General features: G+C 25.7%; 30 protein-coding genes, 1 tRNA gene and 1 riboswitch. Of the genes, 10 read left to right on the top strand and 21 right to left on the bottom strand.

The genetic code is table 11. The annotated features are described in order from the left end of the window. Window positions 1–157: 157 nt before the first annotated feature. From EIH23_RS06830 to EIH23_RS16715, 5 genes are all read right to left on the bottom strand, one after another. Window positions 158–526, bottom strand: coding sequence for a ribonuclease H family protein (locus EIH23_RS06830; RefSeq protein ID WP_279265829.1), 369 nt, complete (start codon window positions 524–526; stop codon window positions 158–160). A 339-nt stretch (window positions 527–865) separates the two neighbouring features. Further along, window positions 866–1,663 carry a YfjL-like protein gene (locus EIH23_RS06835; protein WP_122639477.1) on the bottom strand — a complete coding sequence of 266 codons (798 nt, stop codon included), beginning with the start codon at window positions 1,661–1,663 and terminating at the stop codon, window positions 866–868. Next, on the bottom strand, window positions 1,663–2,202 hold the full coding sequence (locus EIH23_RS06840; protein ID WP_122639478.1) for a zf-HC2 domain-containing protein: 540 nt from the start codon (window positions 2,200–2,202) through the stop codon (window positions 1,663–1,665). Before EIH23_RS06840 ends, EIH23_RS06835 begins: the two co-directional genes overlap by 1 nt. Then, entirely contained in the window at window positions 2,195–2,677 is a 483-nt protein-coding gene (locus EIH23_RS06845; RefSeq protein ID WP_122639479.1) for an RNA polymerase sigma factor, read from the bottom strand. Before EIH23_RS06845 ends, EIH23_RS06840 begins: the two co-directional genes overlap by 8 nt. A 221-nt stretch (window positions 2,678–2,898) precedes the next feature. Next, the gene (locus EIH23_RS16715) at window positions 2,899–3,027 is read right to left on the bottom strand and encodes a hypothetical protein (RefSeq protein WP_279265827.1); all 129 of its coding nucleotides are present in this window, start codon (window positions 3,025–3,027) and stop codon (window positions 2,899–2,901) included. A 130-nt stretch (window positions 3,028–3,157) separates the two neighbouring features. Between EIH23_RS16715 and EIH23_RS06850 the strand changes: the two genes are divergently transcribed. The 5 genes from EIH23_RS06850 to EIH23_RS06870 all read left to right on the top strand — a co-directional run bounded on the left by EIH23_RS06850 (window position 3,158) and on the right by EIH23_RS06870 (window position 6,031). Beyond that, a complete protein-coding gene (locus tag EIH23_RS06850) occupies window positions 3,158–3,910 on the top strand; it encodes a helix-turn-helix domain-containing protein (RefSeq protein ID WP_206425645.1) in 753 nt (250 codons plus the stop codon). A gap of 87 nt (window positions 3,911–3,997) precedes the next feature. After that, entirely contained in the window at window positions 3,998–4,501 is a 504-nt protein-coding gene (locus EIH23_RS06855; protein ID WP_122639480.1) for a VanZ family protein, read from the top strand. A 502-nt stretch (window positions 4,502–5,003) separates the two neighbouring features. Further along, window positions 5,004–5,213 carry a 4Fe-4S dicluster domain-containing protein gene (locus tag EIH23_RS06860; RefSeq protein WP_122639481.1) on the top strand — a complete coding sequence of 70 codons (210 nt, stop codon included), beginning with the start codon at window positions 5,004–5,006 and terminating at the stop codon, window positions 5,211–5,213. Window position 5,214: 1 nt separating this feature from the next. Beyond that, window positions 5,215–5,811 carry a 4Fe-4S binding protein gene (locus EIH23_RS06865; RefSeq protein ID WP_122639482.1) on the top strand — a complete coding sequence of 199 codons (597 nt, stop codon included), beginning with the start codon at window positions 5,215–5,217 and terminating at the stop codon, window positions 5,809–5,811. Between the two features lie 144 nt (window positions 5,812–5,955). Next, window positions 5,956–6,031, top strand: a tRNA-Asn gene (locus EIH23_RS06870). 39 nt (window positions 6,032–6,070) lie between these two features. Here the strand turns inward: EIH23_RS06870 and EIH23_RS06875 are convergent. The 9 genes from EIH23_RS06875 to EIH23_RS06910 form a co-directional block, all read right to left on the bottom strand. Beyond that, complete coding sequence (locus tag EIH23_RS06875; protein ID WP_122639483.1) at window positions 6,071–6,484, bottom strand: peptide deformylase; 414 nt, start codon at window positions 6,482–6,484, stop codon at window positions 6,071–6,073. A 16-nt stretch (window positions 6,485–6,500) separates the two neighbouring features. Beyond that, window positions 6,501–7,205 carry a LiaF transmembrane domain-containing protein gene (locus tag EIH23_RS06880; protein WP_122639484.1) on the bottom strand — a complete coding sequence of 235 codons (705 nt, stop codon included), beginning with the start codon at window positions 7,203–7,205 and terminating at the stop codon, window positions 6,501–6,503. 1 nt (window position 7,206) lies between these two features. Then, entirely contained in the window at window positions 7,207–7,662 is a 456-nt protein-coding gene (locus tag EIH23_RS06885; protein WP_122639485.1) for a LytTR family DNA-binding domain-containing protein, read from the bottom strand. Between the two features lie 170 nt (window positions 7,663–7,832). Next, window positions 7,833–8,843 (bottom strand): sensor histidine kinase, encoded by a 1,011-nt coding sequence (locus EIH23_RS06890; protein WP_122639486.1) that lies wholly within the window; start codon window positions 8,841–8,843, stop codon window positions 7,833–7,835. Beyond that, window positions 8,840–9,511: a response regulator transcription factor gene (locus EIH23_RS06895; protein ID WP_122639487.1), complete on the bottom strand. Its 672-nt coding sequence runs from the start codon at window positions 9,509–9,511 to the stop codon at window positions 8,840–8,842. Before EIH23_RS06895 ends, EIH23_RS06890 begins: the two co-directional genes overlap by 4 nt. Before the next feature lie 93 nt (window positions 9,512–9,604). Beyond that, window positions 9,605–10,771, bottom strand: coding sequence for an FtsX-like permease family protein (locus tag EIH23_RS16860; protein ID WP_330566190.1), 1,167 nt, complete (start codon window positions 10,769–10,771; stop codon window positions 9,605–9,607). A 292-nt stretch (window positions 10,772–11,063) separates the two neighbouring features. Further along, window positions 11,064–11,600 carry an FtsX-like permease family protein gene (locus tag EIH23_RS16865; protein ID WP_330566191.1) on the bottom strand — a complete coding sequence of 179 codons (537 nt, stop codon included), beginning with the start codon at window positions 11,598–11,600 and terminating at the stop codon, window positions 11,064–11,066. Beyond that, window positions 11,590–12,357, bottom strand: coding sequence for an ABC transporter ATP-binding protein (locus tag EIH23_RS06905; RefSeq protein WP_122639488.1), 768 nt, complete (start codon window positions 12,355–12,357; stop codon window positions 11,590–11,592). Before EIH23_RS06905 ends, EIH23_RS16865 begins: the two co-directional genes overlap by 11 nt. 253 nt (window positions 12,358–12,610) lie before the next feature. After that, window positions 12,611–13,156, bottom strand: a complete 546-nt coding sequence (locus EIH23_RS06910) for a cupin domain-containing protein (protein ID WP_122639489.1) — start codon at window positions 13,154–13,156, stop codon at window positions 12,611–12,613. Between the two features lie 204 nt (window positions 13,157–13,360). Between EIH23_RS06910 and EIH23_RS06915 the strand changes: the two genes are divergently transcribed. Continuing rightward, window positions 13,361–14,617, top strand: coding sequence for a GntP family permease (locus tag EIH23_RS06915; RefSeq protein WP_122639490.1), 1,257 nt, complete (start codon window positions 13,361–13,363; stop codon window positions 14,615–14,617). Window positions 14,618–14,718: 101 nt separating this feature from the next. Here the strand turns inward: EIH23_RS06915 and EIH23_RS06920 are convergent, their stop codons facing one another. The 6 genes from EIH23_RS06920 to EIH23_RS06940 form a co-directional block, all read right to left on the bottom strand. Beyond that, complete coding sequence (locus tag EIH23_RS06920; protein ID WP_330566192.1) at window positions 14,719–15,246, bottom strand: hypothetical protein; 528 nt, start codon at window positions 15,244–15,246, stop codon at window positions 14,719–14,721. Between the two features lie 4 nt (window positions 15,247–15,250). After that, complete coding sequence (locus tag EIH23_RS16870) at window positions 15,251–15,397, bottom strand: hypothetical protein (protein WP_330566193.1); 147 nt, start codon at window positions 15,395–15,397, stop codon at window positions 15,251–15,253. Between the two features lie 23 nt (window positions 15,398–15,420). Continuing rightward, window positions 15,421–16,128 carry a B3/B4 domain-containing protein gene (locus tag EIH23_RS06925; RefSeq protein WP_122639491.1) on the bottom strand — a complete coding sequence of 236 codons (708 nt, stop codon included), beginning with the start codon at window positions 16,126–16,128 and terminating at the stop codon, window positions 15,421–15,423. Between the two features lie 60 nt (window positions 16,129–16,188). After that, window positions 16,189–16,284, bottom strand: a riboswitch (guanidine-I (ykkC/yxkD leader). 90 nt (window positions 16,285–16,374) lie between these two features. Then, complete coding sequence (locus EIH23_RS06930; RefSeq protein WP_122639492.1) at window positions 16,375–17,907, bottom strand: phosphoenolpyruvate carboxykinase (ATP); 1,533 nt, start codon at window positions 17,905–17,907, stop codon at window positions 16,375–16,377. A gap of 359 nt (window positions 17,908–18,266) precedes the next feature. After that, window positions 18,267–18,944, bottom strand: coding sequence for an ABC transporter ATP-binding protein (locus tag EIH23_RS06935; protein ID WP_122639493.1), 678 nt, complete (start codon window positions 18,942–18,944; stop codon window positions 18,267–18,269). A 10-nt stretch (window positions 18,945–18,954) separates the two neighbouring features. Continuing rightward, window positions 18,955–21,525, bottom strand: coding sequence for an ABC transporter permease (locus EIH23_RS06940; RefSeq protein ID WP_122639494.1), 2,571 nt, complete (start codon window positions 21,523–21,525; stop codon window positions 18,955–18,957). A 227-nt stretch (window positions 21,526–21,752) separates the two neighbouring features. Here EIH23_RS06940 and EIH23_RS06945 point away from each other — a divergent pair, with 227 nt between their 5' ends. The 4 genes from EIH23_RS06945 (at window position 21,753) to EIH23_RS16545 (ending at window position 24,284) form a co-directional block, all read left to right on the top strand. Further along, complete coding sequence (locus tag EIH23_RS06945; protein WP_122639495.1) at window positions 21,753–22,688, top strand: sensor histidine kinase; 936 nt, start codon at window positions 21,753–21,755, stop codon at window positions 22,686–22,688. 14 nt (window positions 22,689–22,702) lie between these two features. Beyond that, window positions 22,703–23,440, top strand: a complete 738-nt coding sequence (locus tag EIH23_RS06950; RefSeq protein WP_122639496.1) for a LytR/AlgR family response regulator transcription factor — start codon at window positions 22,703–22,705, stop codon at window positions 23,438–23,440. A gap of 311 nt (window positions 23,441–23,751) precedes the next feature. Further along, window positions 23,752–24,153, top strand: coding sequence for a ribosome hibernation-promoting factor, HPF/YfiA family (hpf, locus tag EIH23_RS06955; RefSeq protein WP_243113342.1), 402 nt, complete (start codon window positions 23,752–23,754; stop codon window positions 24,151–24,153). A 17-nt stretch (window positions 24,154–24,170) separates the two neighbouring features. Next, the gene (locus tag EIH23_RS16545) at window positions 24,171–24,284 is read left to right on the top strand and encodes a sigma 54 modulation/S30EA ribosomal C-terminal domain-containing protein (protein WP_243113343.1); all 114 of its coding nucleotides are present in this window, start codon (window positions 24,171–24,173) and stop codon (window positions 24,282–24,284) included. 44 nt (window positions 24,285–24,328) lie between these two features. On the opposite strand, the gene bilR is transcribed toward EIH23_RS16545, so the two are convergent. Further along, window positions 24,329–26,251: a bilirubin reductase, long form gene (gene bilR, locus EIH23_RS06960; protein ID WP_122639497.1), complete on the bottom strand. Its 1,923-nt coding sequence runs from the start codon at window positions 26,249–26,251 to the stop codon at window positions 24,329–24,331. Between the last annotated feature and the right edge of the window lie 19 nt (window positions 26,252–26,270).

A 26,270-nucleotide genomic window follows, 5' to 3' on the forward strand; every position in this document is an offset into this window, starting at 1 on the left:
AAAGTGGTTTTTTCTTGTGAATATATACTACTTTAATTATTATCTATGATTTTCTATTTTTAATAGTTAGTTTTTAAATAAAAGACTATATATAGATTTATAAAAAATAAATCTATATATAGTCTTTAGCGTAATAAAGCTTTAATATTAATTATATTTATTTTAGCATTTTATCCATGTATTTATTACATAGTTCATCTGCTTTATTGTTTACTATGCAGCTGGAGTGACCTTTTACCTTTATAAATTTTATATCTTTAAATTGATTTTTTAAATTATCTAGTTCAATCCATAATTCTTTATTTTTAACAGGTTCTTTATTTGATGATATCCAATTATTTCTTTTCCATCCATAAATCCAAGATGTTATTCCATTTAATACATAGGAACTATCTACATATACCTCTACTGGTATATTCTTTTTCTTTACTGCTTTTAAACTTTCTATACATCCCATTAGTTCCATTATATTATTTGTAGTTTCTTTACTTCCTCCACTTATTTCTTTTGTATGTTCTCCATATATTAGGTACGCTCCTCATGCACCTATGTTTGATTTTTTACCATTGCCTCGGCATCCGCCATCTGTGTATATTTGTATTTTTTTCATTTTATAATTATACCTTACTATTTGTTAGTAATTTTTTATTAATTCTAGATATTAATTATATCAAAGGTTGTTAAATTCATCAATTAAGATGCTTTTATTAAAAGTTTCTTTTTTTATTTATTATTAAATTAATATAAATATTTTTATTTTATATGTATAATATTTGTATTTATGTTAATGATTTAAATATAACAATATCTTTTGTATTTTTTATAATTCTCCACTAAAAAAGACAGGAATCGGAACCTGTCTTTTTTAATTTAATATTTCTTCCTTTTTCAAATCTTGTTCTTTATAATACTTCTGTAAATCTTCGTAACTTTTTAATACACGATTTTCTAAATCCTCTTCATATATATCTTTATATAAAAACTTTTCTACACTTATATAGCTATCATCTGAACTTAATTCTCCATTTTCATTTCTCGGCTTTTGTAAAGTAAAATCAATAGAATAAAATGATACACTTTGCTTATCAAGCATAGATTTTATATCAAGTAAAATTTCACTAGCTTTTTTAAAACTAACATCTTCATCTTGAATATAAAGAACAATATGACCTGCCTTTTTACCTAATTCATATAAATTATAATCCTTATCTAACTCTAACTTATTTCTATCTAACATATCTTCACTCAATTCACCAAAATAAATATCACTTTTATATGTAAATTCCTTACTTTCAATAACATTATTTACTTTATCATTATAAATTTTATCTATTCTTGTTAAAGTATTAAACTTACCAAGTACATCACTTTCATAAGTATCCCCTATTATTTTTCCAAGAGGTGATATGGTAAGTGAAAAATGTGTATCTTTACTTATAGGAGACTTTACTTGAACATAATAATCACCTGTTTTAAAACTATAAGAAGCATTTGATAAATTTAATTTCATATTTTGATAATTTTTAGCTATATATTCTTTGGACACATTATTTGCTACTGTCTTAGATATAGGATTTCCTAATAAACCATTTGCAAAGTACAGTATAACTATTATTAATAAAAAAGCTAATCCCCCTGATAAAATTTTTATAAATTTTTTCATTATTTTTTCTCCTTTTTTAACGCAATATAAAGTAAAAATCCAATTAAAATCCCAATAGCACAAAGTCCGGTATATATTATAGCCCACAATATAGGAGCTGTTATATATGATAACAATTGAGATTTATCAAATATGCCACCTATTATATATTTAATTAAATTATATACATATGTAAAAGCAAACATGGTTACTAAGGTAATGTATGATTTTTTTCTAAGAGCAAAGTATGATAAAGCTCCTATGGTAGGCATAATTAGTATATTGTAAAACATATTTTCACTTTCAGTAATTGCTATACCTATAAATGAGCCTAGTATAACTAATATAACTGATACCAGTATAAGTTGTTTTTTTATTTTAGATATAATTTTTTTATCATCTATATTATGATTTTTGGTATTAGTTTCATTAAATAAACTTCTACACTGACTACATTTATCTATATGCTTAATTACTGCATTTTGACTATCTTCACTAGCTACTTTATCCTTCACTAATGGAATTAGATCCATACAAATATCGCATGATATTTTATTCATATACTACTCCTTCCTTCATCAAAGTATCTTTAATTTTCTTTTTAGTTCTATAATCTATTACTCTTGCAGAGCCTTCAGATATATTGTACTTTTTTCCTATTTCAAAATATGAGTATCCCTCAATTCTCATAAAAATAATATCTTTTGTTCTAGATGATTCATTATCAAGTAATGTATTTATTTTACTTGCAAGTTCCTTTTTTATTAAAGAACCATCTAAATCATTTTCACTTAAAAGGTAGTTATAAGCTAAGTCATCTATAGAAATAGTTGGCTTTTGTTTGCGTAAATACTCGTACCATTTATTTCTTGCAATTGAAAAAAGCCATGTTTTAATACTACATTCTCCTTTAAATTTATATAATGACTTTAATGCACCTAGAAAAGTTTCAGACACTAAATCTTCTGAAAGTGAGGTATCATATGTTAAGGTTACAAGATATTTAAATACATCTTGCTTATATTCTTCGTATATTTTTTTTTAGTAACATAAATCTCCTTTCATGATATTAGTGATAAAAAAACTCATTTCGTTACACTTTTTATAAATAAATTTATTATTTTTATTTTATATACACATTTAAATTCTAAGCTATCTATCATTATCATAAAAGACATTATTGTTAAATCTTGATTAAAATTAAAAATAGCCCTTATTTATTAGGGCTATTTTTTGTTAATATAATTCTATCTACTTTACTTATATATCATCTCTTTTAGAAAATCTATATAAATTTCTTTATACAGTTGATTTTCTTCAAAAGGTATTAAGTTTATTAAATTTTTCTTCAAAATATCTTTTATGCTTTCTGAAACTTTTCTCATAATAATTCTCCTATCCAACACCATATTTATTAAATAATTTATTTACTTCAATATATCATTCTCAATAAAATATTTATAATAAATTTATTAGTTCTATGGTATAATTCTCACATAAAAGGAGTTGGTAATAGTGATTAGTAAAAATAAATCTATAAATAAAAAGCAACTTGAATATATGGCATTTATAAATAGAGAAAATGAATATAGACATCATACCTATGATGAGGAGATGCTTCAATATGAATATCTAAAAGAAGGCAAAATAAAGGCTATTGAAGAAAGTATAAAAATGTTCTCATCTTCAACAGTAGGTGTACTTTCAGATAATCCTATTAATAATATAAAATATTTATTTGTTGCATCTATTACATTAGCAACTCGTTTTGCAATAGAAGGTGGAATGGAACCAGAAACAGCTTATAATGCTAGCGATTTATTTATACAAAAAATAGATAAATGTAAAAGTACTAATGAGGTAAAAGATATACATACAGAAATGTTTACTTTTTTTACTAAACATATGAATGAGTTACAAAAGAAAAATATTTACTCTAAACCAATTGTTCTATGCATGGATTATGTTTATTATCACTTAAATGAAGTTATCAATGTTACTAAACTTGCAGAGTATGTTGATTTAAATCCTAGCTACCTTTCTACTCTTTTTAAAAAAGAAGTTGGAATTACTATTACTAATTACATAATAAAAAAACGCATTGAAGCAGCTAAAAATATGTTGAAATTCTCGGATTATTCCTATTCAGATATTAGCTCATATCTTTCTTTTAGCTCTCAAAGTTACTTTATTCGCGTATTTAAAAATGAAACAGGTCTTACGCCTAAAGAATATCGCCATAAATATTATAGAATAAGTTTTGATTAAATTTTTTGTCATTTATTTACTGAGTTTAATCAAAATGAAAGATATTTTATATTTTTATACTATAATTAAATATTTAGGAGAACTTAAATGAAAAATAAAAAACAACTTAATTTAACTATGATTTTGTCTGCAATATATTTTTGTATATTAATATGGATTATTTTATTTAAAATGAATTTATCATTTAGTGAGATTGATAACAATAGAAGTATTAATATAATTCCTTTTTCTGGCTCAGTTATTGTTAACGGAAAAATATATATCAGTGAAATTATTAATAATATACTGGTATTCGTTCCTGTTGGAATTTACACATGTATGTTAAAACAAGATTGGTCTTTTACTAAAAAAACTTCAGTAGCTTTTTTAATTAGTTTATCTGTTGAAGTTTTACAATTTATCTTTGCTATTGGAGCAACAGATATAACAGATCTTATAGGAAATACTTTAGGTGGGGTAATAGGTATTGGAATATACTCTATATCTAGTAAAGTCTTTAAAAGTAAAACTGTTAGTATATTTAACACACTTGCTTTTATTGCTACAGTTGGATTAGTATGCTTGTTATATATTTTGTTATTATTAAATTAATAATATTTTACAAATTGAAGTCCAGCATATAATATTGCTGGACTTTTTATTTCTTAATTATTTTTACTATCTTCCATAAATTTAATCATCTCATCCATTTTTTCATCTAAATACTTCCCCCCATGCCTTATCATCTACAAAAGGATTCTCTACTGCAAAATTTTATGTATTACAAGCTGCTCTATCTCAACATTTAGCCAAATAAAAAAAAGAAGGTATACCTCCTTTATTTTATCGACATAATGGAAAATTACTTTTAACCGATGCAGGTAAAATATATATTAATGGAGCTATGCATATTCTTAGTATTTTAGATGAGGATGAAAAAACTATGGCTAGTTTAAAAAAATCAAAACAAGAGTAAGTTGAAGTAAATATAAATATTATTGAATTACTCCATGATATATATCACTTATATTGAAACATTTATGTGATTTAGTCACAGAACCTATATCAATAAATCTATATAATAATATCAATAAGTTATATGGAGGGATAATTGATGGCAAAAATAAAAAGAAAAGCTGTAATTGATAAAGAATATTGTGTGGCATGTGGCACATGCACAAAAGTATGTCCACTACAAATTATACACATAGAACAAGGTGTGTTTGCACAAATAAACTCTGATAAATGCGTTGGTTGTGGTAAATGTGCAAAAGCTTGTCCTGCTTGTATTATAAAAATTGAAAAAGTGGAGGTAGAAGCTTAATATGAAAAATAAGAAAAAATCATTTACAGATTACATGTGGATTATAAGTGCAACTTACTTAATACTTGGACTATTTAATATACTATTTGCATGGTTAGGGCTTCTATGCTTTTTAATACCTTTAATAATCTCAATTTCTGGTCATGGAAAAACATATTGTAATACTTACTGTGGTAGAGGTCAATTATTAAATTTAATAGGTGATAAGTTAAAATTGTCTAGATATAAAGATATACCTAAGTTTTTAAGAAGCAAATATTTTCGATATGGATTTTTAACATTTTTTATGACTATGTTTGTAGTTATGTTATTTAATACTTATCTAGTATTTATAGGTGCTAGTAATTTAAAAGAAGTTATTAAATTACTTTGGACTTTTAAGGTACCTTGGAATTGGGTTGATACTAGTATTGTTGCACCATGGGTTGCTCAGTTTGCATTTGGATTTTATAGTATGATGCTTACATCTACTATTTTAGGCATAATAACCATGCTTCTATTTAAGCCAAGATCTTGGTGTGTATATTGCCCAATGGGTACAATGACTCAGTTAATATCAAAAGCTAAATACAATCCTGAAAAGAGCACTACTATATAAATAAAAATAGCTTATAAATTAGATTAATATTATCTAATTAAAGATAAGAAGTTTATTGAAAAAAATATTAATAAATTTAAATAAACTGGTTACAATAATAACTGTAAAGATCAAGTAGATAATTTCTACTTATTATAAAGACACGGGAATATGGCTCAGTTGGTAGAGCAATTGACTGTTAATCAATGGGTCACAGGTTCGAGCCCTGTTATTCCCGCCAATAAAAAAACTCTTAGTTTATAAGCTAAGAGTTTTTTTATTATATTATAATCCCTTCAAAGTGATCCATTTCATGCTGTATAATTTGTGCAGGGAATCCTTTAAATACTTGTTTTTTCTTTTCAAAATTCACATCAAAATATTCTACTTCTATAGTTTCATATCTTATAGTTTTTCTAAATCCATCTAAAGATAAACAGCTTTCTTCTGCTTCATAGCTATTTTCTTTTTTTAATATAACTGGATTTACCATAGGAACTATAATTCCTCCACCTATAGTAAATACTAATATACGCTTTTTAACTCCAATCATATTAGCTGCTAATCCTACACATCTATCTAAATTTACTCTTAGTGTATCTACTAAATCATTTATAACTTGTGCATCTTCCTTGGTTGCAAGTTCTGATTTTTGTTCTAAAAATAATATATCTCTTACAATTTCTTTTACCATATTTATTAAAGCCTTTCTATATATAAATTATTTCAACACCAGCAAAACTAATATCACCAACTAAAGTTAGTATATCATCTTTGCTTGGAAAGTTTTTATTTTTCTCACTAAGTCCTCCAAAAGCTTGACTGGTTCTATCTTCAACAGTCCAAGTTTTAGGTATATAAAGCTCCACTCCTGCAAAAGAAGCTTCTAACTTGATAACACCTCGTCCATTTTTCAACTTTGAATTATCAAAATAAATTTTCATAGATCCAAAACTACAACTTAAATCAGCTCTTTCAAAACTTTCTGTATTAATATATTTTATACTACCACCAAAGCTAGTATCAAGTCTAATACGATTATCATCTTCAAAATCTATAGTATCGTAGTTGTCTTCCTTCCAATTATAGTTTTGTTTATAATCATACCACTTAGGTTTTTTATGAAAAATCATTGAAAGTCCTGCACTACCTAAAGCTGCTGCAATTAAAACTGTCCACGGAGTAATTGCAGTAAGTCCAAGCTTATCATCAAAAATTATACATATAAAAGCAAGTGGAAATAAAATACCTGCAAAACTTTTATAAAATATACTTTTTATCATAATTCCAATTAATACAATGCTAATTATTATACTAACCATATTGATATCACCAAAATATCCTAATTTATTAACTATTAGCGATATACTTCCAAGTATAAGTAGCACACCCCAAAATATTCTTTCTTTTCTCATACTATCTCCTCTTTTCTAACAACTTAAATTTTAAAGGCTTATAATAGTTTCTCGACACATACACCTTTTTATGGGTATGTTGAAATTCAACTATACTTGATGCTGTAAGATTTCTTGTTATTGAATAAATATAATCGACATTTAAAATCGTAGACTTTGAAACCCTCATAAAATTATTTGGTAAAATTTCTTCTAATTCATAAAGCTTATATTTTACTTGGTATACATCATTTACTGTATGTGCAAATATAATACTTGCCTCAGTTTCAAAGAAAAGTATTTCTTCTAAAGAAATAAAATACTCTATATTATCTTTGTAAAATACCATACTACTTTTTTTAGATATTATTTCTTTTAACATGCCTTGTATTTTATTTATCTCATCAGTTAACTTACTACATTTTATAATAACTTCGTCTTCTTTTATTTTTTCATCAATTTCAATTCGTATTTTCATTTATCCACTCTCCACAGTATTAATTATATCCTTTAATATTTTTGTGTAAACGAATTTTGACTAAGAGGTAAATTTATAGTAGTAAGACGTTAAAACTAGATACTTTTAGTAAATAAAAAAATCACTCTTACTATTTAATAAGAGTGATTTTAACATATAAAATTTATATACTAATTAGTTAAGTTTTCATATATAGGAAATACTATACTTAAACTAGTTCCTTCATTTACAGTTGATTTTAAATTTAATCCTAAACCTAATTTATCGCAAAGTTTCTTACATAAGTATAAACCTATACCTGTGCTCTTACCAAATTTTCTACCATTTTCTCCTGTAAATCCTTTTTCAAATACTTTATTTACATCCTTTTCAATAATACCTACACCATTATCTTCTATAATTAATACTATTGAATTATCTACTTTTTTTGAACTGATACTTATCTTAGCATCTTCTAATTTTGAGTATTTAATAGAGTTTCCTATTATTTGATTCAATATAAATTCAACCCATTTTACATCAGTATATATAGTCTCATTAATATCATCTAGTTGTAACCTTATTCTTTTATTTATAAAGTCTCTTTTATTTTTATTAATTACACTTTTTACAACTGTAGATAACTCTACTTTCTTTATAATATAATCCTTACCAACCTCATCACTTCTAGAATAGTATAATACTTGTTCTACAAAATTTTCTATTCTATCCAGTTGAGTATTAATCTTTCTTGTAATATCATTGTTATTATTTTCTATTAAAAGCTTACTTGATGCCATAGGTGTCTTTATTTCATGAACCCACATTTCAATATACTCTCTATATTCTTCTTGCATAACCCTATAATATTTAACATGTTCATGCATATCTCTACTTAATATTTTAAATATATTATTCATTTGTATACCTTCAATAAAATTTGGATCATCTACGACTTCAGGTAATAAGTATTTTTTATCTAAGTTTTCTAGTATATTTTTAACAGAATTAAAATATCTTTTATATTTAAAAAACTCTATTAACATATAGCTTAATAAAGGGAAAAACCATATACAAAATACACTAAAAATTATAACTACACTTGTATTTATCAAATACATAATAAATGCAGTTATTATAAAAATAAGTAGATTTATACTTAAGAATATCCCTTTATCTTTTATGTAATTTAATATTTTCATGGCATTATATAACCTAGTCCTCTTCTTGTTTCTATGATATTTTCCATTCCTACTTCATCTAATTTCTTACGAAGTCTTGCTATATTAACATTTAATGTACTATCATCTACAAAATAATCTGAGTTCCATAAGTGCTCCATCAGCAAATCTCTAGATATAATTTGTCCTTTATTATTTATCATATAAGAAAGTATTTTAACTTCATTTTTAGTTAATTCAATTTCTTTGTCCTTATATGTAATCGTTGCATTTGATAAATTTAACTTAAGGTCTCTATAAGTTAATATATTACTTGAAGTTACATTACATCCACTTCTTTTTAATAATGCTGATATCCTTGCCAATAGTATTTGGGTATTATAAGGCTTTGTTACAAAATCATCAGCACCTAAATTCATACTCATTAATTCATCCATATCACTATCTCTACTTGTTACAACTATTATTGGCGCATCTGACTCTTTTCTAACTTCTCTACATATGTAGTATCCATCGAAAATTGGTAAATTTATATCCAATAAAACTAAGTTAGCATTCTCATCTAAAATAAACTTAACTATATCTTCAAATTCTTTTGGTGCAATCACTTCATATCCATATTTATTTAAAAAATTTTTAAGCTCATCTCTAATTATTTCATCATCTTCAACTATTATTATTTTTTCCATATATTTAATCACTCCTAAATACTATCTTGTAGTTTATTATACAAAAAAAATCTATTTAAAATAGTTTACTACTTTAAATAGATTTTATAAGGTTTATATATTGTTTTTTACTATATTTTTATACCCTACATAAGTTGTATAGAAATATATTATATATACAACTATAAAAATTCCTGCGGTTATAAAAGATGCTACTCCTATATCGGGTTGATTATACATTGATATAAATTGATTTGCAACTTTTATTCCTACAACTGAATGCACTACTGATAATAATACTGGAATACTAAAGTAAACTAAAGTTTGTATAAATATAGTCTTATTTATTCCTTTCATATTAACTCCTAATTTTCTTAATGAAGTATATCTATCCATACTGTCACTTGCTTCACTTAATTGTTGAAGAGCAAGAACTGCCATACTACTTATTAAAAATACTATTCCAATATAGATTCCTACGAATAATACAATAGTAGTTGTACCTTTATTTCCTTCATAAATTTCATCTCTACTAGTTCCCATTACAAATCCTATTTTATCATAATCTGTATCTTCAGTTTTGTATGAATATATTGCATTAGTAAAATCAGCTTCACGTTTTTCCTTATTATTCCCTGCAAAATTAACATTTACAGAGCTTGAAGATATATTCATATCATCGCATAGTTTATCATTTACTATAACAGTTAACAGATTAGTTTTCATAAACTCAGTCTTCAAGTTATGTTCTATAACTTCTTTATTTTTTATATTATAAGTTTTGTTTTGAATTTTGATAGTATTATTATCTTTCATATAATTTTCTATTACTGGTAATACTCTTGAAAAGTTAGATGTAATTAATACTTCATTTTCTTTTAAATCTACTATCTTTTCATTGTCTAATTCCATTATTTTGTTATAGTCTGATACTTTTATATATTCCACTTCATAATTCATATTTTGTGAAATATCATTTACATTAAAAATATCATATATTTTACTTCCATCCATATATTCATTATAATAAGCTACTTTATCGTCCTTATCAAATTTTACACCTATATATTCAAGGGATTTTTCTATATCTTGTGCTTTATCCTGTGGACTAACATACATATATGCACTAGCATCAAATGGAGTAGCTTCTTCTAGCCCTGATTCTAAAGCTTTCTTAAAGCTAAATCCTGTTGATAACATAACAGTAGTTATAAACAGCATTAAACAAATTACTGACATTGATATAAAGTTTGTATTAACTTTACTATTTATTTGCTTCACTATAAATATATTTAGTCCTCTGAAATAAATACTTTTATTTTTCTTTACAATATATAAAATAAATCCTGATAAGCTAAAGAAAATAAAAGTGTACCTATTACCCCCAGTCCTATTGACATAAGAAATCTGCTATCATTTATATTTAAATTTATATCTATAATAAACTTATACGCTAAACCTAATGAAATTACACATAAAATAAATGTAACTAAATATACAAATGGATTTCTAAATTTTATTTCTTCTGTTTTTCTTCCAACTGTTAATAAATCAATTATTTTATATTTTGATATTACAGAAAATTAAATATCATTACTACTAAAAACATTATTCCAAAATATAAAATAGTCTTAAGAATAGCTGTTTTCGATATTATAAAAGTATATCCTGACATTTGAAATTCAAATAGCTTTGATACAAGTATTGATAAACCTTGAGAAGCTATTAATCCTAATACTAAACCACTTATTAATGACAGTATTCCAACTATTATAGTTTCTAGTATTAAAATTCTAGATATTTTATTTTTTGACATACCTAATGTCATATAAATTCCTAGTTCTTTTTTTCTCTTTTTTATTAAAAAGTTATTAGCATAAAGAATAAGACTTCCTAATATAAAAGCTACAAATACAGATACATAAGATATTATCTTAACAAGAGTTTCTGTATATTCTTTACCTGAAGCATTCATCTGTATCATAGCTTTTTGTGATTTTATAGAATTAAAGCTATAAAATATACAAACTGCTAATGTTAATGTTAAAAAATATATACTATAATCTTTAAAGCTTTTTTTCACATTTTTTAATGCCATATTAGAATACATTGTTGTCATCCCCTCCTATTAGAGAAATAACTTCCATAATTCTACTAAAGAACTCTTTTCTTGAGTCACTTCCTCTTACTAATTCTGTAAAGATTTTTCCATCTTTTATAAATAATATTCTATGAGCATAACTTGCAGTAAAAGCATCATGAGTTACCATTAATATAGTTGATTTTAAAGATTTATTTAAATCTTCAAATCTTTCAAGTAATAATCTAGCTGATTTTGAATCTAATGCTCCTGTTGGTTCATCAGCAAGAATTAATGATGGATTAGTTACTATAGCCCTAGCTGATGCTACTCTTTGCTTTTGTCCTCCTGACATTTGATAAGGATATTTATTTAATATTTTTTCAATTTCTAAATATTTTGCCACTTCTTTTATTTTTGAATCTATAAGAGAAGTTTTTTCTCCTTTTATTGTTAATGCTAATGCTATGTTTTCATAAGCAGTAAGTGTATCTAATAAGTTAAAATCTTGGAATATAAATCCAAGTTCATCTTGTCTAAACTTATCTAATCTGTTAGATTTTAATCTTGTAATATCATTATCATTTATTATTATTTTTCCTGTTGTTACATTGTCTATTGTTGATATACAGTTAAGTAATGTTGTCTTACCACTTCCACTAGGCCCCATTATTCCAACAAACTCACCTTCACTAACTTTAAAACTTATATTATCTATAGCTTTTGTAACATTGTCTTTATTTCCATAATACTTTTCTACACTTTCTACACTTAATACATTTTTCATTTTATTTTATCTCCTTTGTTTATTTATCATAAATTTATTATAAACGCGTTTTATTTTTTTAGATATGAATGTATATTTCATTACCATTACATTTTTGTAATGTAAACTAATTTTAAAAGATTATTTTAGATATATTCTTATATATTTGAATTCTTTTGATTTATATATACTAAAGTGTAGATATGATTATTAGAAATACTTTAATAGAGCTTAACATAAAATGCTAAGCTCTATTAATCTCATCTTAAAATTGTTATAGTATAACAGCAAAAATAACTTTCACATCTTCATTTGTGTTATTTTCCCATCTATGATTAATTCCTGCTGATATCTTTATACTATCACCCTTACTCATAGTAAACTCCTCATTATCAAGATATACAGTAGCTTCTCCTTCAAGAACATAAGCTAGCTCATATCCTATATGACTTATATCACCATTACTAGATGAAGTATTCGGTTCAAGTGTCATAATAGCAAATTCAAAATTATCACTAAATCCAGGAGCTAATATTTCATATATAACATTATCACTTTCAGGCAAAATAACTTTTTTTCTACTATCTTTTCTTACTATTAAATCTTCTTTTTCTACTTCTGAAGTGAAAAAAGTAAATAGTGGTACTTCTAGAGCTGATGCAATTGATTTTAATGAATTTACAGAAGGATTTGCATTTCCTCTTTCTATTTGACTAAGCATAGATGCAGTTACATGTGATAACTCTGCTAGCTTTCTTACACTTAAGTTTTTATTAGTTCTTATTTGTGCTATTTTTTTACCTATATTTATATCAGACATTTCATTCTCCTTAAATTTATATATATCTTAATCTATTTTTTAGTTTTTTACACTTAATGAATTTATATTATTATTTAAATTTATTATATCATAGTATTACAACATTGTTAAATATTATTAAATTAATTAAATTATATTTGACGCTTTTATATTCATTGTATAAAATAAGTATTAACAAATTTAACGATAAGAAGGTGAAATAATATGACAATAACAACTTTTGGGGCGATAATTGGTTTAAGTGTATCTATTATTCTTATAATTAAAAAGTTTGAACCATTTTACTGTTTAGTATTCGGTGCATTAGTTGGTGGAATTGTAGGTGGAGCTGACTTAGTAAGTACAGTTGAGTATATGGCAAATGGAGCTCAAAGCATGGCCCCTGCTATTCTAAGAGTAATGACATCAGGATTTCTAGCTGCAACATTAATAAAAACAGGTGCTGTAGATAGAATTTCAGAGGAAATAATAAAAATTTTAGGAATTAAAAAATCAATTTTAGGAATCGTACTTTCTGCTATGGTACTATCAGCTGTTGGAGTTGATTTAGACGTTGTAGTTCTTACAGTTGGACCTATTGGTATGTCTATAGGACATAAATTAGGGTATTCAAAATTAGCTATACTTTTAGCAGCATTAGGTGGAGGTAAAGCCGGAAATATTATATCTCCAAACCCAAATACTTTAGCTGCTGCAACTAATTTTAATGTAGATTTATCAAGTGTTATGCTTGCTAATATAGTTCCTGCTATATGTGGTGTTTTAGTTACAACAGTATTAGCAAAAACTTTAATTAATAAAGTAAGTAAAATTAATATAGATATAGATATTCAAGAAGATGAAAACTTACCTAGCTTATTTGCATCTATTATAGGACCTATTGTAGCCATTTGTTTATTATTTTTAGGTAATGTATCTAGTATAGTTGTGGATCCGTTAGTTGCTTTACCTGTTGGCGCTATAGTTTGTATAATAGCTACTAAAAATTTAGTTCATACAAAGGAATATTTAAGCTACGGAGTTGAAAAGATGCAAGGAGTATGTATATTACTACTTGGTACTGGTACTTTAGTTGGAATAATTCAAATGTCTAATTTGCAACATAGTACAATATCTTTATTAGATACGTTGAGTATTCCACAATTTTTACTAGCACCTATATCAGGTATGGTAATGTCACTTGCTACGGCTTCTACTACAGGTGGAGCAACAATAGCATCTTCAACATTCTCTAGTGCTATTTTAAACTCTGGTTTATCTGGTATTGCTGGTGCATCTATGGTAAATGCTGGTGCATGTGTGTTTGAACATTTACCTCACGGTGCTTTATTCCATGCAAGTACGAAAAGTGTTTCTATGGATTTAATTGAAAGATTTAAGTTAATTCATTATGAAATAGCTATTGGACTAGTTATAGTATTTGTATCAACAATTATGCAATTTTTTATGATGAGTTTATAATTAATATCCAAATTTTACTAAAATAAAAGCTAGCAATTATCTTGCTAGCTTTATTAAAAATGAAATCCAAATTCCATTTATTAAAAATAGCATACTAAAAATTAAAACAACATGGATAAGATTTCTTCATACCTTTCATCTGATATACCAAGCTTTTTCTTAAATATATCATCATCCATTCGTTCAATTTTAACTTCATTTGGAGATATTTCTTTGATAATATGTTTTAACTTATTAATTGACTCATCATCATCATTATATCCTTTGATAATGGTAATTTCAAATATAAACTTACCATTGTATTGTTTATTAAATAAAGCCATATTTGAAATATATTCTTCTAATGTATATCCTTCAATTGGCCTTTGTATCTTTTGGAAGTCTTTTTCTGTTATTACCTTTATTTCTCCAATAACTTCATCACATTTATTAGCAATACATTTATATTCTTCTCTACCTAATATATATCCATTAGAAAGTAACCTTACAGATAGACCTTTATTTTTTATAAAATCGATAATATCACTAATCTTCTCATTTACAAGTGCTTCACCTTTTGAATTAATAAAAATTAATTCTGCTTTTGTATCTTCTATAACATTTTCTAGTTCCTTTAATGAGCTATCCATTTCTTCAAATGATATTTGAGTGTCTATTTTTTGATCTTCCTATAGGGCAAAATATGCAGTCAAAATTACAATACTTTTCTGGTAGTATATTAATTTCTAATATCCTTTTTCCATCTTCAATATAGACATCTTTATACGTAAAAATATTCATTTATTCAATCTACCTCCTTAAATCTATATTATTGTCATTTCTTTATTATTAATATCAAGTATAGTAACTTTACATTCTCCACCTAAGTTTTCTTGTACTAATCTTTTTAAATCAGATAAAGCATTTTCAAAATCTTCTACTCTATTTTCATCAACTAATTCTATACATAAGAAAGCATTTTTTGTATGTTCAGTTAACATAGTCCTTACTGATTCACGCCAGTTCCAACATCTACAAATTGCTCCTTCATCATCTTTATACACGATTTCCCCTTCATAAGGTGGCGTATTTTCATTTGATCCTAATGTAATAAAACCTTCATTTCCAACTGCTTTAGTTAATTTAACATCTCCAACAAATGTATCTATATCTTCTCCACCACAAGGTAAACCATATCTTAATGATATAGTGTTATAAATATCAACTAAAGGATTTATAGTTCCTAACCCTTTGTTACTATGAACTCTTTTTAATAATGCTTCAATAGATGATCTTACTCCTCTTTTAGTTTTAAATTGTTTAAAAGCATCTCTCCAAACTTTTATAACATCATTATTGCTAAATTCCTCATCTGTTAAATGTTTTAAAGCTTCTTTTTGAGCTTCTTTAAGCATATCTTCATATTTATTCTCATCTTTTATAGTGTTATCGATATTATAACAAGTTATTATACCTATCTTTGTATTTGGAAATACACCCCAAAATTCTTCTTCAATTATAAATTTTTTCATTTTAATTATGCCTCCTCAAAAATAATAATAAAAAAAAGCCATAGGAGTATTATGAAAAATATCTCCCAGGCTTTTATCATTCCGTGTACACAGTAAACTATGCGTTTTCTCTCGGACCAGCCAGCTATAAACTGCGGAACCCTAGAAAACTAAAATATAAAACTAAATTTTTAAAAAAAATATCATTCTATTAAAATTAAATCAACACTATATCTTCAACGGATTTAATATATTTTTATCTTTATATTAGATTGTTATAGCTACTTCTTTCATAGCTTGATTTTCATATTTACTTAACCAAGCTTTTCTTTCTTCTCTTAACATATTTGCTATATTGTCATATTCTTCTTTAGTGTAGAAGTTTCTTGGATTATATTTTTCTATATCTATTCCCTTAACCTCTTTAGGTATCATATATCCCCACTCTTTATCTTCTATCCATTCGATATTATCTTTAGCTATTTCTTTCATTATAGTTGTAGAAACATTTATAGTTAATTTTTCACCTTTGAAATCTTCTTTAGCTCCAACACTACCTGTATTTAATATAAAGCATTCCATATCTTTATTCTTTTGTAATATTTCTTTTAATCTCATTCCTTCTTCTATTTCAGAACCCATTATAAATGGATTAGTTCCAACACATCTTTTTGATTGACCTGCTTTACTTGGATCTCCTGCAGAAGTTTCTATTGATTCGCCTAACATAAATGCATCTAGTGCCTGCATTGGGTTTAATTTTACAACTGGAGGAACTATGTCATTTCTTCTAGTTATAAATAATATCTTATGAGCTTTTTCTAAATCTACTGTATCATCTGTAGTGTCTATATCTTCTCTTAAAATTATTCCTCTACCATTAGAAGTTATAGATACATCATCAAAATCTACTGTAGAATCTTCTCTAACCATTATATTTTCTAAAGTTGCATTTTCACTAATTGCAGCTTTGTATAATATCCCTTGATTAGCTGGATTTAACCCTTCTGTTTTTATATAAAATCCATTTTCAGTTCCTATACAATAACCATCTTCATCCATAAATATAACATCATCTTGTCTAACTATTGCTTTTTCTTCACCAGTTAATTCATGGTCATGTATTGTTAAAGTAGTCTTCCCAGTTCCACTTAGTCCAAACATTATAAATCCAACATCTTTTATTTTATTATTTTTATCTAATACTCTTAATACCTTACTTCCTGCATGGAATCCTAATCCACCTGATTTCTTTACCTTATACATCGCCATTCTTAAAAATGACTTTTTCGCTTCTCCAAAATAATCACTACCTAATATAAAAGTAACTCCAGTTTCAGGATATGCTATCATTATTCTTTCTGGCCACTCAGGTATATATATACTTACTAAATCTGGATTTTCACTATCATCTGGATTAAATAATGTATCATGCCACATATGAGCTATTCTAGCAAATTCTTTTGATATGTATAATCTACAATTATAAGAAAATTTTTCATTCATTCCCATTTTTCTATCTACTCTTATTACTTCTTTTTCTTTTATATATTCAAATACTTTAGCTGCTATTTCATCAGCTTTATCTTTTGAAATTCCCTTTTGATCTACCCCTACTTCTATTTCATCAACTATGTATGTATTTTTTGCACTTCTATTTTTAACTTCACTTTTATAACTAGCATTTTTAAACTCAGTAGTTACTTCTACATCACTTGCTAAGCTTCTTAATTCTTTTTTATTTGGATTTACTATTACTTTTTTAAATATTTTATCATTTATAGCATTTAAATTGAACATTTTTCCTCCATATCCCTAATTAGTATATATTTTTTTCTTTTTATTATACTATATAGTATATCATATTAATTATTTATTACCACTATTTATTTTAAAAATTAGTTCACAATATATTGTATACATATGTTAATTTTAAATTAAATATAAAGTTATAAATCATGAGGCTTTATTATATCATATATTATCAGTGAATAGTTATAAATTATAACTACTTTTCTTAATAATTGTAAAATATTTAACTTTTAGGTGTATATGAATAAATAATTTATATGCTATAAAAATATAAAATAAGTCCTTTCTATACTTAATTTATAGGTATTTTTTCCTTAGTAAAATTCTATTTTATCTTATTCATTAACTTAAACGCTTATCTTATTGTTTAATTTTCCATCTATTATAGATATTACTCTATCAGCCTTTTTTGCAATTTCATTATTATGAGTTATCATTATTAAAGTTTGATTATATTTTTTAATAGATTGCTTCAATAAATCCATTACTTCTTCTGTAGTCTTACTATCTAAGTTTCCTGTTGGCTCATCAGCTAAAATTATACTTGGCTTATTTGCAAGTGCTCTAGCTATAGCAACACGTTGCTGTTGACCTCCTGACAATTGATTTGGAAGATGATTTTTTCTATCTTCTATTCCTAATAATTTCATAAGATCTTCTATATACTCTTTGTCTATTTTTTGATTATCAAGCTTTAATGGTAATTCTATATTTTCTTTCACATTAAGCACTGGTATTAAGTTATATTGTTGAAAAACAAATCCCACCTTTTGTCTTCTATACTTTGCTAATTCTCCTTCAGATAAACAACAAATATCCTTATTATCAACTTTTATAGTTCCATTACTAGGACGTTCTAATCCACCTATTAAATGGAGAAATGTACTTTTACCACTACCACTTGGACCTACTATTGCTACAAATTCACCCTTATCTATTTTCAAATTAACATATTTAAGTGCATCTACTTTTGTTTGTTTTTTTCCATATATTTTACCTAAATTAATAGTTTCTAATATAACCATAATGACACCTCTATTCTAAAATATTTATAGATTCTACTATACTACTTTCTTTTATTCTTCTAGCTGGTAAATAAGTTGCCAATAATCCAACTATTATATTTGCAACTATTATTAAAATATATAATTTATAATTTATAAGAAAGTCCATACCAAAATCTGCAAAGCCATAAGTCTTATACATCCTAATTTGTAAGAGTATTCCTCCAACTACGACTATTATGCTTGAAACTATTCCGTAAAATAAACCTTCATATGTTATCATTTTTCTAAAATCTTTTTCACCTATTCCAATTGCCCTAAGCATACCAAATTCACTTGTTCGTGATGTTAAATTGTAGCTTACATTATTTATTATGTTAAATATACTTATTACAAACAAGATTGCCACTATTCCATAAGTATATAGTTTTTCTTGCTTTAAGTTCTTATCATTAGCTATTTTATCCTGAACCATATCTGTAGTAATTGTTCCAGGTACTTTACTTCCTATTTTACCAAGTTCTTTATTTATCTCTTGATGATTTTCACCCTTCTTCATATTTGCATAAACTACATCATAATTGTTTTTGCCAAATAATCTTTCTAAATAATTATTACTTGTTATAACGTCTATACCATTATCTGAACTATACATACTATCATCTGCAAATGGATAATTAACAATAGCCCCTACTTTAAAGTCATACTCTTCATACTCATAATTATCTTTTGCTTTCCAATACGCCTCTCCATCAGTTATTTTACCTTTAGGATATTTTACTGTTACAGTGTCTCCCACCTTTATATTAGAAAGTGGTTTTCCTTTACCTACAACTACATCCTTTGTTCCATAAAAAGTATCAATAATATGTGGCATATAAATTACTGCTAAGTTTTCTTTTTTCATTTTTTCTATATCTATGTTACCACTTATCACATATTCATCCAGTGACTTTAACATTTCATCATTAAAACCTTTTAACTTCTGTTTTAATAAGTACTTACCAGTTTCTTTATCTTCAGCTAATAAACCATTCAATACATTTCCAGTATATCCACCACTACCTAACTCTTCTATAAATTTCATATCTAGTATATCTTCTTTATCTAATATCATCCTAGTATGTAGTATTCTAGCTGTCTTAACTTCACTTATTCCATCTATATTTTTGATTTCATTTATCTCATCATCACTAAGTCCATTTTCCTCATCAGTTGATCCATTTACTTTTAAGACAAAGTCACCATTCATAAACAACCATCTTTGTTGATCTTTATACATAGCTTGTGATCTAGAGTATGCATAATCATTCTTTATTACAAGTATTCCACCTATGCTCATTGATATCATAATAAGTATTAATGATTTTTTATTTCTAAATATATTTTTTATTGATATTGTTTTAGTTACATATATTTTATTAATTAATTTATTAATTATAAAATTACTTTTCTTTACTTTTTTATCTGATCCAAAGTTTCTCTTTATAGCTTCTATAGGTGATATTTTTCTTATTTTTATATACGTTAATATACTTATTATAAATATCATTATTAATGTACAAGCTATAGATAATATTATTATCCTGGTTGGTATTACAAAAGAAGTTGACTTTATATTTCCTTCATACTTTATATTTCCACCAAGTTTATTAAATATCTGAGCTCCACCCATACCAAATACTATACCTATAGGTAAAGATATCAAAGCTAATAATAATAGCTCATATAGCATAAGCTTAAATACTCTAAAATTAGTTGCTCCAACTGCTCTTAACATTCCATAATCTCTTATTCTTTGATAAACAGATATTGAATAAATACTATAAATTACTAAACCAGCAAATATACTCATAGCTATAGCGGTATTTCTACTTTCAATATCAAGTCCCCCATTATTTTCTACAGATCCCACTAGTGTTGAATTAACACCCACTTGATCTTTTAGGTCAATTCCTGCTTTTTTAGCTATACCTTGTATATTTTTACTAATTGTGCTACCTTCATTGAACTCCACATTTGCTGTAAAATTACTAATATTTTCTTCATCAAGATTTAAAAACATTTCGCATCTTCCAACACTTTTATCTTTATATCTATCTTTTAATATTCCTACAACTTTAAAAGTTTCTTCATTATCCTTATTATAAAGCTTAAAGGTTAGCTCTTGTCCTACAATTTCTTCTAATCCCATACTGTTTAATATCCAACCCTCTAATACAACTTCATTTTCGCCTTTTGGCAATCTACCTTTTATAATTTCTGATTCATCATTTAGGTAATTATTATCAGCATAAATTATATTAATAGGTAGCTTTTCACCTATATCTGTAGATGCATAGTAAGAAGTTACCCCAATATTTTTTATATCACTACCTTCTTTTATAATATTTAATTGTTTTTTATCGATATCTTTATAAGCTACGTGATATGTACCCGTTTCCCTTTTTACCCTATCCAATCCAGCTTGTTGCGCACTTTTTGATAAAGTACCTACACCTACAATAAGTGATGTTCCTAAAATTATGCTTAGCACTATTGCCAATGATCTTGATTTAAAGCTTTTTATATACTTTATTACCATATTAAAGTCTTCCATCATTTATTTCACTTCCTTTCATACAAATAACTTCTTATCTTGAACAAGTTCATTATATCCATGAAAAATAATTCTATCAAATTGAGTTTTTGCAAATTTATTATAGTTCTTTGTTCATTTATAATAACTTATGTGCAGATTTTGTCCTTATTTATGTAAGTTTCAACTTTTTACATATCTTTTTATAAATGATATACTTCTATTATAAATGAATAGTTAAGGAGTTAAATATGTATAATGTTTTTATATTTACAGTAGGCTTATTAGTCTTTTTTATATTATTTAGTCTAATTTTATATAGATATAATTTTTATAATGAAATGAATTTAGGAAAGCGAAATATTTTCACTTTATTTATATCATCGTTATCATTTTTAATAGTTTATAAAATGTTTACTTATACATTGTATAGATTAAATGAAAATTTATTGATAAAGGGTATCTTCACATCAATATTAGCATTTACAGTAATGATTATCTGTTTATGTATTGGATATAAATTTACAAAAATTATAAATATAAATTATGAATATAAATCTGAATTAAATAAATTAAATAATAAAGTAGAACATAAAGATAATATTATCTCCAAACTTAGAAGTCAAAAACATGATTATCTTAAGCATTTACAAGTAGTTTATTCTCTACTTAATAATAATTTAAATATCGATGCAAAAGACTATATTATAAATATCTCTAATAGCTTTAGATCTAAGACTTCTAGATATGGAAAAGTATCATATTTAGATGCTATAGCCTCATTAAAATACGAAGAATGCCTTACAAAAAATATTACATTTGATGTTTATATTCAAGATTTTATTGATAATCTTATAATAGAACCCAGTGATATGAGTTCTGTACTTTTAAATATTATTGATAATGCTATTGATTCTTTATCTACAATAAAAAAAGATAATAAATATATAAAACTCTTTGTATATGAGGATGAATTCCAGTACGTTATATCAATAAAAAATAATGGACCTAAAATATACAATACAGAGAGTATCTTTGAAGAAGGTTTTTCTACTAAAGATGGTAATAACAGAGGCTATGGGCTTTATTTAGTTAAAAATATTCTAAATAAGTATGGTTACCATATCTTTGCAAGTAGTGATGAATTTTTAACTGAATTTACTATTTTAATACCGAAATACTGCTAAAAGGAGATTTTTTAATGATAAAAGTTTTAATATGTGATGATGATAAAATTATTAGAGATGATATAGAAAAAATAATAAAAGATTCTAACTATGTAGACTATGTAAAGAAAGTAAAAAACAGAATAGATGCCATAGAATTTATTAAAAGTGAAAAAATAGATTTACTTATAATAGATATAGATATGCCTTATAAAAATGGTATTGATTGTGCTAAGGAAATAAAAAAAATAGATGAAGATGTTCATATAATATTTGTTACTGGTTTTGCTGATTATAGCTTAGAGAGTTTCAAAGTTCATCCTGTTGATTTCATAGTTAAACCCTTTACTAACGAGAAAATCTTAGACTCTTTAAATATTGCCATAGATCATATTAATTCTCATAAATTGGCTAAAACTAATTTTATTGAAGATACATTATTTGTTTATAAAGTAAGAAAACAAATCCATATGATTAATTTTGATAATATTGTTATCTTTGAAAAAAATTCTAGAGCTATTAATCTCTATACTAAAGATCACGATATAATAAAATTTTATGAGAGTTTTGAAGATTTATCTAAAAGGTTGCCACCTAACTTTTTTGCTACACATAAACAATATATTGTCAATTTAAAGTTAATTCATAAAGTACTACCTATTAATAAGTCATCTCTAGAAATTCGCTTTATTAATTTTGATAAGACTGCTATTTTAAATAAGTCTTTAGAAAAGGATTTTCTTTATAGATTTTATCGAACTAAAAGATTTTAATATAAAAATAGCTGCACTTTAGTAGTTTCAATATTTGAAAATATTAGGTGCAGTTATTTATTAGATTTATTAGTAGTTCAACTATAAATACACCGTATAATCAATATATTATCAGAAAATTCCATAAAAAAACAGTCTTTTCTTGAAAACATTTTCATATTATTATAATAATATAATCCAAATCATTCCAATATGACATTAGATTATAATAAATAATTTTCCTGCAGGACATAGACAAAAACTTACTATTTCCATCCAAGTGGATATTTAGAATTAGTAAAACAAACATTTAATATTGGAGGTACATAATTATGAAAATTAATATCGTTTCAAAAAGAGTTGAACTAACAAATTCTATTAGAGAAAAAATAGAAAATACTTTTTATAACTTAGAAAGGTATCTAAGTGATGATACAGATGTACATGTAAAATTAGATGTTACTAAGAGAAGTCAGAAAATAGAGGTGACTATATTCACTAAAAATGGGACTATAATCAGAGCTGAAGATTCAAAAGATGATTTATATAACGCTATAGATGTAGTTTATAATAAGTTATATAAACAAATAAGAAGATTAAAAACTCAACTTATTAATAAAAATAAATCTAATGAAAGTATTAGATTCAATAATATAGATAAATATGATGATATAAATATAGAAAGTGATAGTATTATAAAAGGGTTAAGAAGTTTAATCTTGATAAACCTCTAACTACTGAAGATGCTATTATGCAGATGGATTTATTAGGACATAATTTCTTTGTATTTAGAAATTTAGATTCTGAAGATTTAAATATAGTTTACAAAAGACATGATGGTTATGGATTAATTGAACAAATATAAAATAATAAACCCCTAGGTAATATATTACCTAGGGGTTTATTATTTTATATTTCGTTAGCAGTATCATAAGCAGTTTTAATTGCATTCTCAATATCAGATGCTCTATCCTTACAATCACCAATTTTAACAACTTTGATATTCTTTTCTAATAACTTATCAATATCAAAACTATTAGGTCTAGCACCAACTGCCATAACTACATAATCACAAGGTATTTCAATTTCCTTATTATCATTTTCACATACTATATTTTCTTTGTTTATCTTATTAACCTTATGATTTGTATATATCTTAACATTATTTTTATTAAAGTTTTCCATTAGAGTTGGAAGTATTGTACTACTTTCACCTTTAGCTATATTATCATCCATTTCAATTATAGAAACCTTATTTCCTTCTTGAAGGCATAGGTACTCAGCTACTTCACAACCTACCATACCTCCGCCAATAACAGCTATATTACCAAATACTTGTTGTTCTCCACTTAATATTTTCCATGCATCACATACCATTTGATTACTATGACCATCTATACTTGGAATAATATTACTTGCACCTACTGCAACTAATACAGCATCTGGTTCTAAAGATAATATATCTTCTTGACTTACCTTCTTTCCAAGTCTTAACTTTACATCTTGAGATGTTACTGAATGTGTTAAAAATCTAATAGCTCTACGTATTTCATTTTTTCTAGGAGGTATACATGCTAAATTTAATTGACCTCCTAAAGATGTATTTTCATCAAATAAAGTAACATTATGACCTTTTAGACTTGCTACACGAGCAGCTTCAAGTCCTGCAGGTCCTCCACCTACTACTATAACATTTTTCTTAGTTTCAGCCTTAGTTATTTTTCTAGTTCCTTCATATCCATTTTCAGCATTTAGTATACAACTTAAAAACTTACGCTCTTGTATGTTATCAGTACATCCCTTATTACAACATATACATTCACGTATATCTTCAAATTTATTGTCTTTTACTTTGTTAACCCAATCAGGATCTGCAAGTAAAATTCTACCAAGTCCAATTATATCTACTTTATTAGACTCTAGAATGCTTTCAGCCATTTTAGGATTAAATATTCTACCAACTGTACTAACTGGTATATTCACTACTTTCTTGATTTGAGCAGCAATATCAACAAAGAACCCATAAGGTTGAACCCCCATTGGAGGAATAGTATCTGCCATATTACCAGTATGATTAGCTTGAGCTACATGAAGCATATCAACTCCAGCTTCTTCTAGCCATTTAGCAAAAGTAGGTGCTTCATCTAAATTTATGCCACCTTTACCTCTCTGCGGTGTAACAACTGAAAATTTATAATCAATAGGCATATTAGGAACTGATTCTTTTAATGCTTTTACAAGTTGTAGTGCAAATCTTGTTCTATTTTCTAGAGTTCCTCCAAATTTATCATTTCTTTTGTTTAATATAGTACTACATAATGATCCAACTAATCTATCACCATGTATTTGAATAATATCAACACCAGCTTTTTCAGCTCGAATTGCACAATCACACATTTTTTTTATAATATTATTTAAGCCTTCTTCACTTACTTCATTAACAAAGTGCTTCATATCGTGATGTAATTTTTCTCTTACTGCTTTCATATCACCACTTGCAAACATCTTATTTATAGCATCACAGTCATATTCTGGGTGAAATATCTGAGCAGAAACTTTAGCCCCATGTTTATGTATTGAATCGCATAATTTTTTAAAACCTTCAATTTGGCTATCATCATATAGTTTTGGTGTAGGAGAAAAACTATTAATCGGAGAAACATCACCTATTACTATGTATGAAACACCACCTTTTGCTAATCTTTCATAAAATTCAATACTTTGTTTAGTTATGCTACCATCTCTCCCCTCATAACCAGTAGTTAATGGTGGAAACATAACTCTATTCTTTAGTGTAATATTTCCTACATTGATTGTTTCTAAAAGTTTCATATAAATCCCCCCTAAATTT

It is taken from the genome of Romboutsia sp. Marseille-P6047, from assembly GCF_900604535.1.
GTDB lineage: Bacteria > Bacillota > Clostridia > Peptostreptococcales > Peptostreptococcaceae > Romboutsia_E.